11 protein-coding genes are annotated in these 12,549 nt (G+C 60.3%); 7 read left to right on the top strand and 4 right to left on the bottom strand.

The genetic code is table 11. From position 1 onward, the window contains the following. The first annotated feature begins 127 nt into the window (after positions 1-127). Together BUA94_RS09590 and dksA are read left to right on the top strand one after the other, a co-directional pair. Entirely contained in the window at positions 128-547 is a 420-nt protein-coding gene (locus BUA94_RS09590) for a flagellar assembly protein FliX (RefSeq protein WP_073012304.1), read from the top strand. A 166-nt stretch (positions 548-713) separates the two neighbouring features. Further along, positions 714-1,130 (top strand): RNA polymerase-binding protein DksA, encoded by a 417-nt coding sequence (gene dksA / locus BUA94_RS09585; protein ID WP_073012302.1) that lies wholly within the window; start codon positions 714-716, stop codon positions 1,128-1,130. Between the two features lie 237 nt (positions 1,131-1,367). Here the strand turns inward: dksA and flgH are convergent, their stop codons facing one another. Genes flgH through flgF form a run of 4 tightly spaced genes read right to left on the bottom strand, consistent with a single transcriptional unit; the run spans position 1,368 to position 4,660 of the window. Next, a complete protein-coding gene (gene flgH / locus BUA94_RS09580; protein WP_073012300.1) occupies positions 1,368-2,132 on the bottom strand; it encodes a flagellar basal body L-ring protein FlgH in 765 nt (254 codons plus the stop codon). Further along, positions 2,129-3,106 (bottom strand): flagellar basal body P-ring formation chaperone FlgA, encoded by a 978-nt coding sequence (gene flgA / locus BUA94_RS09575; RefSeq protein ID WP_073012298.1) that lies wholly within the window; start codon positions 3,104-3,106, stop codon positions 2,129-2,131. The genes flgH and flgA overlap by 4 nt, the downstream gene beginning before the upstream one ends. 12 nt (positions 3,107-3,118) lie before the next feature. Beyond that, the gene (flgG, locus tag BUA94_RS09570; protein WP_073012296.1) at positions 3,119-3,901 is read right to left on the bottom strand and encodes a flagellar basal-body rod protein FlgG; all 783 of its coding nucleotides are present in this window, start codon (positions 3,899-3,901) and stop codon (positions 3,119-3,121) included. 18 nt (positions 3,902-3,919) lie between these two features. After that, on the bottom strand, positions 3,920-4,660 hold the full coding sequence (gene flgF, locus BUA94_RS09565; protein WP_073012294.1) for a flagellar basal-body rod protein FlgF: 741 nt from the start codon (positions 4,658-4,660) through the stop codon (positions 3,920-3,922). Between the two features lie 274 nt (positions 4,661-4,934). Here flgF and BUA94_RS09560 point away from each other — a divergent pair, with 274 nt between their 5' ends. From BUA94_RS09560 to BUA94_RS09540, 5 genes are all read left to right on the top strand, one after another. Continuing rightward, positions 4,935-5,447, top strand: a complete 513-nt coding sequence (locus tag BUA94_RS09560; RefSeq protein ID WP_073012292.1) for a flagellar basal body-associated FliL family protein — start codon at positions 4,935-4,937, stop codon at positions 5,445-5,447. Between the two features lie 21 nt (positions 5,448-5,468). Beyond that, positions 5,469-6,701 (top strand): flagellar motor switch protein FliM, encoded by a 1,233-nt coding sequence (gene fliM / locus BUA94_RS09555; protein ID WP_073012291.1) that lies wholly within the window; start codon positions 5,469-5,471, stop codon positions 6,699-6,701. After that, entirely contained in the window at positions 6,698-7,384 is a 687-nt protein-coding gene (locus BUA94_RS09550; protein ID WP_073012289.1) for a DUF6468 domain-containing protein, read from the top strand. The genes fliM and BUA94_RS09550 overlap by 4 nt, the downstream gene beginning before the upstream one ends. Continuing rightward, the gene (locus tag BUA94_RS09545) at positions 7,381-8,115 is read left to right on the top strand and encodes a MotE family protein (protein WP_073012287.1); all 735 of its coding nucleotides are present in this window, start codon (positions 7,381-7,383) and stop codon (positions 8,113-8,115) included. The genes BUA94_RS09550 and BUA94_RS09545 overlap by 4 nt, the downstream gene beginning before the upstream one ends. Before the next feature lie 180 nt (positions 8,116-8,295). Beyond that, a complete protein-coding gene (locus BUA94_RS09540; RefSeq protein WP_073012285.1) occupies positions 8,296-12,480 on the top strand; it encodes a tetratricopeptide repeat protein in 4,185 nt (1,394 codons plus the stop codon). The last annotated feature ends 69 nt before the right edge of the window (positions 12,481-12,549 follow it).

Genomic DNA, 12,549 nt, shown 5'->3' with positions numbered 1-12,549 from the left:
CCGGTCCCTCTGAATGAGGTGGTGAGAACCTGCCCGGCAAATCTTGCCCCCTGGGTGCGGACTCATTTACCTTGTTAGGCAGATTCTGACGCTCCGCCCCGCCGGGCCAATTCGGACACCCAAGAGCATGCGCATTACAGGACAAAAGCCAATCAGTGGCGTTCAGGGCCGGGGCGGCAAGCGGCGGGTTGGATCCGATGGCGGATTTTTCGAGCCCGATATGGGTAGCGAGACGACTGCCTCCAGTGCAATGACCAGCAACAGCAGCATCCAGGGCATGGACGCGCTACTGGCTTTGCAGGAACTGGTCGATGAGCCGGATCGCCGGTCCAAGGCCGCCAAGCGGGGGCATACCTTGCTGGATCAGCTTGAGGATCTGAAAGCCGATCTGCTGGCCGGAATCGTCTCGGCCGACAAGCTTGAAGCTCTTGCCAACCAGGTCGAAGGCACGCTGGAAAGCGGTGATCCGCGCATAGATGGCGTGGTGAAGGAAATCGAACTCAGGGTAAAGGTCGAGCTTGCGAAATTGGGCCGGTTTCCATCCTGAGGTTGTGCCTTGTTTTTGGAGGAGGTGCGTAAAAAACGGGCGGTCTAGTTATATCTGACTGAAATGACTAGGTTTTTGCTCAAGTTATTTTTGCGAATTCGGTCGTTGTGGCTGGAGTGCACCGACGATATATTGCGCGCGGCCCAAAGGTAATCCGGAGCTATCGATGACGGTTGAACTTGAGTCTGAATATCGTCCGAGGGAAGACGAGCCGTTCATGAATGAGCGGCAGCGGGAGTACTTTAAGAATAAGCTCCTGGACTGGAAAGATGACATTTTGAAGGAAAGCAAGGAAACCCTCGCGAACCTTCAGGAAGAAAGCCAGAACCACCCGGACTTCGCTGATCGTGCATCTTCTGAAACGGATCGCTCGATTGAATTGAGAGCCCGTGACCGGCAGCGCAAGCTGATCTCAAAGATCGACGCCGCTCTTGAGCGGATTGCAGACGGCAGCTATGGCTACTGCGAGGAGACCGGTGAACCGATTTCCCTGCGGCGTCTGGAAGCCCGCCCGATTGCAACTCTGTCGATCGAGGCGCAGGAGGCGCATGAGCGCCGCGAAAAAGTCTACCGGGACGACTGATAAGGCCTGGGGGGAAACTTCAGGAATTTCGAACCCTTCCGGTTTGGCCGGAAGGGTTTTTTTGTGCCTGCGGCTTTTCAGCAAACGGTGCTGACAAAATGAAAACGGGCACGGTACTCGGGGAGCGAGGTACCGTGCCCGTTGTCAGCGGCAAGGAATGGGCTTCTAGAACACCCATACCCGCCGCCGGGGGAGCTGATTATGCCTGGGGAAGGCAGAGGAAGGTCAGGCCGGACATCAGAAGGGGAGGAGGATGTCCATGACCTGGCTGCCGTAGCGCTGCTGCTGTACGTCGGTGATCTGGCCGCGCCCACCGTAACCGATCCGCGCTTCTGCGATTTTCTCGCTGGCGATCTTGTTGTCGGAGGTGATGTCTTCCGGCCGGACGATGCCACCGACCACGAGTTCGCGGATTTCAAAGTTGACCCGGACTTCCTGGCGGCCTTCGATCACGAGATTGCCGTTCGGCAGCACCTGGAGCACGACTGCTGCAACGGATGTCTCCAGGGATTCCTTGCGGTCGACAGAGCCTGTGCCCTTGAAGTCGCTCGAACTGTCAGTGGAGGCGATGTCGCTGGCGGCCACACCTGCAGGCATGAAGATCGTGTCGATTGCGGTCCCAAGGGCACCACCTGCGCCGAGGGAAGAGCTATCTTCGCGCTTGCGGGTGGTCTCGTTATCGAACTGCGCCTTGTCGGAAATCGTCACGACCACGGTCAGGATGTCGCCGACCTGCTTGGCGCGCTGGTCTTCGAAGAAGGCGCGGTTGCCGGAACGCCACAGGGAGTTCGGGTTGTAGTGGGCCTTCTGCGGTTCCGGCATCGGCATCTGGACCGGCCGGTAGCCTGCAGTGGTGGTCGGATCCTGGATGGCGTTCAGGGCTGGCTGCTGGCCGACCTGGGCAAGCCGGTCGCCTGCGCCGCAACCGGCAAGGGTTGCAGCCAGAAGAATGCTGCCGATGGCCGTGGTGAAGCGGTGGCTGTTAAGGGCTGCTGCAGTCATTTCACGGCCTCATTCAGGCTGGCAAGAACAGGGGCGGAGGAGGTTACACGGACCTGGCCGCGAGAGGTGACAACGCCTGGGACTTTGCGCTTGGACTGAAGGTTCTGAATGTCGATGACATCCCCTTCCGCTCCGTCTTCGAGGGCTTCCCCACGGGTGGTGAGCTTCATGCCCGGCAATTCGTAGGTCACCGTCACTTTTTCACCGCGGGTGATCAGGATCGGACGCTCGAAGTCAGTCTTCAGAAGCGGTGTGCCGGCACGCAGGTTGTTGCGGGCGGCAAGACCGGCAACCTCGGTTGCATCGATCAATGCGTTGGCCGGAACCCGTGCGCGGGGCTGGCGTACGAGGGTCAGGTCTTCTGCGCGCAGCACCGAACCCCGACGAAGCGGCTGCGCGAGAACGGCAACTTCCATCAGTTCCGTTGCCTGACCTGTGAGACTGGTTTGCTGGATGCCAGAGGCAGTGGCAATGCTCAGGAACAGGGTGAAGCGGCCGTCGGTGCGGGACCACAGGACCCGGTCCACGGCAACCGGCTGATCGGCGGCAGGATTTGCCTGGATCGTTGCGGGTGTACGGTAGAAGGCGATATCGATATCTGCCGGCGTGAGGCTGGCATCGCGCTCGGCAAGAGCTACCTTTGCCATCGCCTTCAGGCGCTCGGCGTCATACGGTTCTGCACGGCGCTGGACGACGACGCTCGACAGGCCATCGGTGCCGGCCTGCAGCAGTCCGGCGTCCCGGGCCCGGGCGGCAACATCGGCAGCCGGAACGCTGCCGGATGTGCCAAGGTCCGGCGAGCGGAACAGAGGCACGGAGGCAGAAGGTCCGGCATTGTCGTAGAAGTCGCCTACGGTGACCACTTCGGACAGGGTCGCGATTTCGGAGCGCAGCACCGGACGGCTGTCTGCCAGGGCGCTGAGCGAGGACATGAGGCCGAGAGCCAGACCGGTCAAAGCGAGAATGCGTTTCATGATCCTGACCCCTTAGCGGATGTTCGACGTGGTCGAGTACATTTCGTCAGCGGCCTGGATGATCTTGGAGTTCATCTCATAGGCACGCTGTGCGGCAATCAGATCCGAGATCTCGTTCACCGCATCCACGTTCGACATTTCAAGGTAGCCCTGCTGCAGGTCACCGAAACCGTCTGCACCGGGAACGTCGACCTGCGGCGCGCCGCTGGCAGCGGTTTCCAGGAACAGGTTGTCACCAATGGCTTCCAGACCGGACTTGTTGACGAAGCGGGCAAGTTCCAGCTGTCCGAACGTGACAGCGTTGCCGGCACCGTCGACGCCCTGCACCGTTCCGTCGGCAGAAATGGTGATGTCGCGGGTGTCGTCCGGAATGTTGATGCCGGGCTGAATTGCATAACCGTCAACGGTGACCAGGTTGCCATCTGCATCGCGTTCGAAGGAGCCGTCGCGGCTGTAGGCTGTGGTGCCGTCCGGAAGCTGGATCTGGTAGAAGCCTTCGCCGCGGATGGCGACATCGAGATCCTTTTCCGTCTGCTCCAGCGTGCCTTGGGACATGATGCGGCCGGTCGCTGCTGTCTTTACACCCGAGCCGATCTGAACGCCTGTCGGAACGATGGTGCCGGTGTTGGACGTATCAGCGCCCATGCGGCGCAGGTTCTGGTACAACAGGTCCTGGAACTCGGCACGCTGGCGCTTGTAGCCAGTCGTGCGCATGTTGGCCACGTTGTTCGAGATGACTTCAACGTTCAGCTCCTGAGCCTTCATGCCCGTCGCTGCGATGTGGAGTGCTTTCATAAATCAAGGCTCCCGCAATCAGGCCCGTAGGCTGCCAAGCTTGGAAATGGCGTTTTCACGCAGGTCGTCGGTCTTCTGCATCATCTTGGTCACGGTCTCGTAAGCCCGCGTGGTCTCGATCATGTGAGCCACTTCGATGATGCCGTTGACGTTCGACCCTTCCAGGCCGCCCTGAATGACCTTGCCGTTCCGCATCGGAATTGCGTTTTCATAGGTATAAAGGTTCTCGCCGATCGCCCGGGCCATCTGAGGGGTCTCGAAGGACACCATCTTCAGCTTGCCGCGCAGGCCAAGCTCGGTCGAGATCGTGCCGTCGTCAGAAATCGTGATCTTGCCGTCCTGCGGGGTGAAAACGATCGGGCCTCCATCGGTCAGTACGGCCTTGCCTTCAGACGTCACCAGCTTGCCGGTGTTGTCGATCTTGAAGGACCCGTCACGGGTATAGGCTTCACCTGCATTGGGCATCTCGATGGCAAACCAGCCGTCGCCGTCAACGGCTACGTCGAACTCGTTGCCGGTCAGCCGGACGGACCCCTGCATCATGTTGAACGAAGTGCCGTAGTCCTGGACATAGGACAGGCGCTGGTCGCTCCGTTTGAACGCGGTCGCATCTGCCAGGGGCATGGTGACTTCTTCGAAGACCATGCGCTGCGCTTTGAAGCCCGATGTATTGACGTTGGCCATGTTGCTGGCGACGACGTCCATCTGATTCCTGAGCGTGATCTGACGCGATAGCGATATGAGCTGCGCATTCTCCATTTGAACTTCCTTTTGCTCCCCGGTGAGCCGCCGAACTCCCCAGAACGCCGGCTCGTATGGTTAACAGCACAGACCGTGCCAGTTTTTAAATCGCTGAAAAACCTGGGCAAAAGCGAAAACTGACAAGTGCGCCCGGCAGGAGATTCCGGCAGATATTAACCAGAGGGCAATAATTGCCGAGTCGGAGGCGTTAACGTTTTGGTAACTATTCGTTAACCATTAACTCTTTAGAAATTAATACGCGTGCAGGCGCGTCGGGCACTGGGGTTGTTTGATGGCTGATGAAGACGCAGCAGCCGAAGAGGGCGCGGAAGGCGAAGACGGCGGCTCTGGCCGCAAGAAAAAGCTGATCCTCTTCGGTGCGATAGGGCTGGTCGTGCTGCTGGCAGCGGCGGGCGGTGGCTACTATTTCTTCTTCATGTCCGGCGGATCTTCCGCCCCGGCGGTTGATCCTGCAGGCGGACCGGCTCCAGAGGCACCCAAACCGGTGGTCTTTTACGATCTGCCGGAAATGACGGTGAACCTGGCAACCGATGGCAGGGGCACGTACCTGAAGGTGCGCATTGCCCTGGAAGTGCGGGACAAGGAAATGATCTCGCAGATCGAGCCGTACCTGCCGCGCATTCTCGATGCTTTCCAGATCTATCTGAGAGAGCTTCGCCCGGCGGACCTTGAAGGCTCTGCGGGTCTGTTCCGCCTGAAGGAAGAATTGCTCAGGCGCATCAATCTTTCGGTCTATCCGGCCCGTGTCGAGGGTGTCCTGTTCAAGGAAATCCTCGTTCAGTAGGTCATGTGATGGTGATGTGGAATGGCTGACGACGACGACGATCTGTCCGATGAGGACATCGCCGATGCCTGGGGCGCCGCTCTAGCCGAGCAGGGGGCCGGGAACACGGACGATGACGATCTGGCTGCGGCCTGGGGCGCTGCTCTTGAAGAGCAGGGTGCCGGGGGTGCAGACGACATGGCTGCCCAGTGGGCGGCCATGATCGATGACAGTGAGCCGGATCTCGAGAATGCCACCCGCGGTGCGGACCGCGTCCTCAACCAGGAAGAAATCGATAACCTCCTCGGCTTCAATATCGAGGACACGATCGCGGGTGACCAGAGCGGTATCCGCGCCCTGATCAACTCGGCAATGGTGTCCTACGAACGCCTGCCGATGCTGGAAATCGTCTTTGACCGACTGGTGCGCCTGACGACGACCTCCTTGCGCAACTTCACGTCGGACAACGTGGAAGTGTCGCTGGATTCCATCAGCTCCGTCCGTTTCGGGGACTACCTGAACTCCATTCCACTGCCCGCCATTCTTGGCGTCTTCAAGGCTGAGGAATGGGACGGTTTCGGTCTGATCACGGTTGAATCGAGCCTGATCTATTCGATCATCGACGTGCTTCTGGGCGGCGGGCGCGGTACCACAGCGGTGCGCGTCGAAGGGCGGCCCTATACGACGATCGAAACCAACCTCGTCCAGCAGATGGTCGCCTTGATCCTGCAGGATATGGAGTCTGCCTTCTCGCCGCTGTCTCCGGTGCATTTCAATCTGGAGCGCCTGGAAACCAATCCGCGCTTCGCGGCGATTTCCCGTCCGGCCAACGCGGCAATCCTTGTCGAGCTTCGCATCGACATGGAAGACCGGGGCGGTACGGTCGAGATCATGATGCCCTATGCAACCCTGGAGCCGATCCGCGATCTGCTGCTCCAGATGTTCATGGGTGAAAAATTCGGCCGCGATCCGATCTGGGAAGGCCACCTGGCCACCGAGATCTTCTCGGCCGAAGTTGAAGTGGATGCGGTGCTCTACGAAACGCACCTGCCGCTGGGACGTGTGCTCAGTCTGGATGTCGGTCAGACCCTTGTCTTCGACATCGAGGCGGACAACCCGGTGATGATCAAGTGCGGTAACACACCGTTAACCGAGGGAACACTTGGCAAGGTCGAGGATTCGATTGCCATCCGCGTTTCCCGTAACCTGCGCAAACCGAAGATGACCCTCGCGGCATTCGAGCGCGCCATGCAAAGCGAAATGGAGTCGCCATGAGTCTGCCTCTCGGAATGATCATCGAGGGCCTCGTCGCCGTCCTTCTGGTCGTGACCATCGGTTATTGCTGGCTGCTCAACCACCGGCTCCAGCGCTTGCGCGCGGATGAGGAAACCTTGCGGGCAACGATTTCCGAGCTGATGACCGCCACGGAGATTGCAGAGCGCGCCATTCTGGGTCTCAAGGCCACCGCTTCCGAGGCCGACCGGTCTCTGGGTGCACGGCTGCAGGACGCTGAAAAGCTGTCTCATGACCTGGCAGAGCAGGTGGGAGAGGGTGAGCGCATCTTCAGCCGGATCAGCCAGATCGCTGAAACCGTCCGTGGTGCCACTGCGCAGCGTGATGCAGCAGCCCAGGAAGCTGCAGCGCATGCTGCCATGATGGCGCAGCGCCAAGCCTATCAGGAGCCGATGCATCACGCGCAGGCTCACCAGGCTCCGATGCATCAGGCTCCTGTTCATCACGCCCCGGCTCATCATGCGCCAATGCATGCTCAGCACGCGGGCTATGAACAGCAGGCCTATGCTGTTGCGCCGCAGGTTCAGGCTCAAAGCATGGCAGTTACCCCTGAGCCTCAGGCGCGCAAACGGGGCCTGAGCACCGAAGATATCCGCAGTGCCGCTGCAGAAGCGACTGCAAGACTTGAACGTTTCCGTAAGCGCTCGGAGGGCGCTGCCGCATGACACCACGCCTGCTTCCCATGCTTGTCATTTCAGCCAGCGCCTTATTGGCGCTGAAGCTGTTGGGATTCGTCATGGGAACGGGCATGATTGGTGGCGCGATTCCTGGCGCCGTTGCTCAGGAAACCGCTGCGGGTACCGCGCCGGATGCGGCCGGTGAGCAGATGCCTCCGCCCGCTCCGGGGGAGCAGGCCGCGCCGGATGCACAGGCCACCATTCCCGGCGGTTCGCCCGATCAGACGCCTCCCGGGCTGGACGGCTCCATGGAGATTGGCGGATCGGCCGCTGAGCGCGCTGTGCTGGAAAGTCTCGGCAAGCGCCGCAGGACGCTGGATGATCACGAAGGCCAGCTGGACCTGCGCGAAAAACTGCTTCAGGCGACCGAAGAGCGGGTTCAAAAGCGTGTTGATGAGCTGAAGGATCTGGAAAAGCGCATCGAGAGCGCCGTCGAGGAAAAGAAGAAGCAGGAAGAAGGCGAGATTGCAGGTCTGGTGACCATGTATGAGAACATGAAGCCCAAGGACGCTGCCCGGATCTTTGACCGTCTGAACCTGACGGTTCTTCTCAAGGTCGTGCGCCAGATGAAGCCCCGCAAGATGGCAGATATTCTCGCCAAAATGTCGCCGGAGGCCGCTGAGCGCCTGACCGTGGCCATTGCTTCCGATGCAGGTGCCGTGCCTGCCTCTGCGGTGAGCGATGTACCGGACGCCCTTCCCAAGATCGGTGCAAATTGAGAATTGCTCCGGTTTTTACGGGTGCACTGTAAGGTCGCGTTAAGCCCGTTCCCTTAAGGTTGCGGTGCTGGGTGGCATCGAAGGACAACATTAGTGCTGAAAGACCCTCGGGATCAGAAACAGCACACGGGCAAACACCGGTGGGCCCGGTGTGCAGTTAAGCGGACCTTTGCGACCGCAATGGTTTCGTGCGCCCTTTTCCTGTCCTCTCCCGTTTCCATTTCTTTCGCGCAGGCGCTTGATCCTGTTGAGCTCGCCGTTGTTCCGGCTCAAGGCTATGGCCGGTTGATGCTGACCTTCAAGGACCGCACCTTGTTGCCGCATTATGATGCGGTGGTGACGGGTGGGGTTCTGCGCATCTCCTTCGAGGAGCCGGTCGACGTCAATGTCGATGACGTTCCGCTGGAGCTCTCGGATTACATCTCCATTGCCCGCCGTGACCCGGACGGGTCTGCCATTCGTTTCGCTCTGAAGAGCCAGTTTCAGATCAACACTCTGGAAGCTGGCGAGAAGCTGTTCATCGATATTCTGCCGTCCAACTGGCAGGGTTTGCCGCCGGGTTTGCCTGATGATGTTGTGCGGGATCTAGCCAAGCGCGCCGAAGAAGCGATGCGCAAGGTGCGGGCGCTGGAACAGGCCCGGCTGAAGGCCCAGGAAGGCCCGACCGTAGAACTACGCATCGGCGAGCATCCGACCTTTACCCGTCTGGTGTTCGACTGGTCCATCCGTTTCGATACGGCTTTCGTGCGTGAAGACGATCTGATCAAGGTCACCTTCAACCACCCGGCGCAGCTCGACATTTCCAAGCTTCGGGCGCATATGCCTCCGGGCGTAATTGATGCCACCTCGTTCCTGGATCAGGGCAAGCTGAAGTTTCTGATGCGCATTGATCCGAAAGTGGACATCCGTGCATTCCGTGAAGATGACACCTATGTCATCGACATCACGCCGGAGAGCATGACACCGGTCGACAGTGCCAATGCCAAGATCAACGAGGAAATGAGCGTCACGATCGAGCCAGGTCATCAGGATCTGGTCGTATCGCCGGGCGAACGCGTTGATGAGCCGGCTACTGCGCCTGCCCCTTCAATGGCACCGGCGGATGCAGCACCCGCAGCCTTGCCGCCGTCCGATGCCCTGTCGCCATCTTCGTCTGCTGCCAAGCCGCTCGAAGCGGTCTCGGAGCCTGAGAACCCGGCACCGGAACGGCTGGCCTTTGCGTTGAATGCGGCGGATGATGCGCCTGCCGCGCCAGCTGCTCCGGCACTGATCCCTCAGCCGACGGGGGCTGCAGCTCCCGTTCCTGCACAGGACAGTCAAAGCCTCGGAGATCAGCAGGCGGCGTCTGATCTGCCGCGCGATGTGCCTCGTCCCAAGCCAGGCTCGGCCAGTGAGGCTGCGCCGGTTCAGACGGCGGAAGCAGCTCCTGCAAGCGAGAACATGCCTGCGGCAGATGTTCCGCCGCCGGTGGAAACAGCTCCCGCAGAGCCTCAGACCGTCCAGCAACAGCCCGAAACGGCGATGACTGCGGATGTGGCCCCCGTTGCGGTGCAGCCGGATGCTCCGGAAGCCGTCCAGGAAACTGCGACGGCCAGCCCGTCACGGCCCGATGTCATTCCCGCGCCGGAAGTTGCGGCTGCGGTTCCTGCTCCGTCGCCTAACGGTATCGACCTGACGTCCACTATTCCGCCGCGTCCGCTTCCTGCTGATGTCATGCCGCCGCGAATGGTTGAAGGGGCGGGGGACAAGACCGCGGCTGTGTCCGATCTGCCAGAGGTGCCAGCTCCTCAGGCCGGAGAGATTCCGCCGCCCATGCCGCTGGCTTCCGCCTCAGACAGCAGTCAGGATGCATGGCGAGCTGCAGGTGGGCTCGATGCCCAGCTTGCTCAGCGCTCGCCCGAGCAGCCACCGGCTGACTTCGGTCAAGAAATTCGCAATATTGTGACTGCGGAAGCACGTCGGATCGGCAATACGGTCCGGGTTGAGTTTCCTTTTGTCGAGCCGACCTCGAGCGCGGTCTTCCGCCGAGGCAACAGCGTCTGGATGATCTTCGACACCAGCGCCACCATCGATACGCGCGGGATTGCTTCCGCCCTGGCCGAGACGGCGGATGGAGTCACGACAGAAGCCAAGGACGGCTATCAGGTGCTGCGGATCGATCTCAGCGATCCGGTGCTTGCCACGGTCGGCCTGGATGGTAATGCCTGGAGCCTCGTAATTGGCGACATGGTGCTCGAGCCGTCAAAGCCACTGCGTCTGGAGCGCAACGTGCGCGGCGACGGCGGCTCGGTTCTGCGTGTGATCTACAAGGACCCGCAGAAGATCCACGAAATTCAGGATCCCTTCGTTGGTGACACGATTGCAATCGTGACGGGTTTCGGCCCCCCGCGCGGATTGCTGAAGGCGCAGAATTTCGTCGACCTGGAAGCGCTCAGCTCGGCCCAGGGTTTTGCCATGGCGGTCAAGTCTGATGGCGTGACCATGAAGATCCTTGGTGATGACGTGATCATCGAAAAGTCCGATGGTCTGTCCCTGTCCAACCGTCACCTGAATGGCGGAACGGGGGCGCTCAGTGGTCCAAGTGACCCGAACCAGCCAGGGTTCGTCGACTTCGTCAACATGTCGACGGAGGACCCGAAGATCTATCAGGAGACGTTTCAGCGCCTCCAGTCTGACCTTACCAACGCAACAGCGGGCCGGCGCAACAATGCGCTGATGGAACTGGCTAAGTTCTATCTGGCCCATCAGTTCGCTCAGGAAGCGCTGGGTCTAATGAAACTGGCCGTGGAAGAAAATCCGGCCATTGTCGAGGACAGTTCCTTCAACCTGATGATGGGTGCTGCCCAGACGCTGGCAAGCCGGCCGAAAGAGGCCTTTCCGTTTCTCAACCGACCGGAACTGAAGAGCAGCCCGGATGCGGCTGTCTGGCAAACCATCGTTGAAGTTCAGATGGGAAACTGGACCGCAGCGCGGATTGCCATGCCCAGAGGCCGCGCGGTGATCGGCAACTATCCCAAGCCGATCCAGACCGAGTTTAATCTGGCTGCCGCCCAGGCCATGGTCGAGGCCAATGACTTCGGTGTTGCCAACGGCATTCTGGCCGAGATCGAGCCGAGTGACATTTCGTCGTCCCAGGCAGCCCGCTACGATATCCTGCGCGGCCGTATCGCCGATGCATCGGGCCGCTCCGAAGAAGCCCTTCGCGCGTTTGACCTGGTTGCCAAGTCCAGCGACCGTCCAAGGGCCGCCGAAGCTGAATACCGTGCCCTGCGCATTCGCTATCGAGATGGCGAGCTTTCCGTCAATGACACGATTGACCGTCTTGCCGGACTTGCCACGTCCTGGCGGGGTGATGAAATCGAGTTGAAGACCCTGCGCTTCCTGTCTCAGCTTCAGGCCGAAACCGGCAATTACCGCCTTGCGTTTGAAGCCATGAAATCTGCGGTCCAGGCTGATCCGAATGCAGACACCACCCGTCTGCTGCAGGAGGAGATGAACAGCCTCTTCACGTCGTTGTTCCTGGATGGCAAGGCGGATCAGATGCCACCGATCCAGGCACTGTCGCTCTTCTATGACTTTCGTGAGCTGACCCCGATTGGCCGCCAGGGCGATGAAATGGTCCGTGGTCTTGCCAAGCGCCTTGTGGAAGTGGAGTTGCTGGATCAGGCGACCGAACTGCTGCGCCATCAGGTCGACAATCGTCTGAAGGGGGCGGCCCGCGCTCAGGTCGCTGCCGATCTGGCCGCTGTCTATCTGATCGACCGAAAGCCGGAAGAAGCGCTGCGGGTTCTCAATGTCACCCGTCAGGCAAGCCTTCCTTCGACCCTGGAGCGTCAGCGCAACATTGTGGAAGCCCGGGCGTTGACGGCAAGCGGGCGTCCGGATCTGGCTTTGGAACTGGTTCGCAACATGCGCGGCTCGGATGTCGATCGTTTGCGTGCGGATACGTTCTGGTCTGCCCAGAGCTGGCGCGAAGCCGGCGAGCAGCTGGAAGCGATGCATGGCTCGCGCTGGTCCGACAACATTCCGCTGGACGCCAGCGAACAGCAGGACATCCTCAAGGCAGGCATTGCCTATTCGCTGGCAGGGGATCAGCTCAGTCTGAATCGCCTCCAGACCAAGTTTGCAGCCAAGATGGCTGACAGCCCCAATGCAACTGCCTTCGAGGTTGTGACCCGGCCGATCGAAGCGCAAGGGGTTGAGTTCCTGCAGGTGGCCAACCAGCTCGCCAACGTCAACGAGATGGACACTTTCATGGAAGAGTACCGGCGTCAGTACATGACCCCGGACAAGTCTGCGGATACCAATGGCTCGGTGATGAACGCCACACCGCCCGCAGGAAGCCCGTCTACCGTCAACGGTTAAACAGGTTTGGATGAGCCTGTCTTTGCACCGCCATTTTGCTGATGGCGGTGGGCGCAAAGGTGTGTCTGG

This window comes from Roseibium suaedae (genome assembly GCF_900142725.1).
Lineage (GTDB): Bacteria > Pseudomonadota > Alphaproteobacteria > Rhizobiales > Stappiaceae > Roseibium > Roseibium suaedae.
The sequence above is the reverse complement of the archived record's forward strand: the minus strand, read 5'-3'. Positions and strand labels throughout refer to the sequence as shown.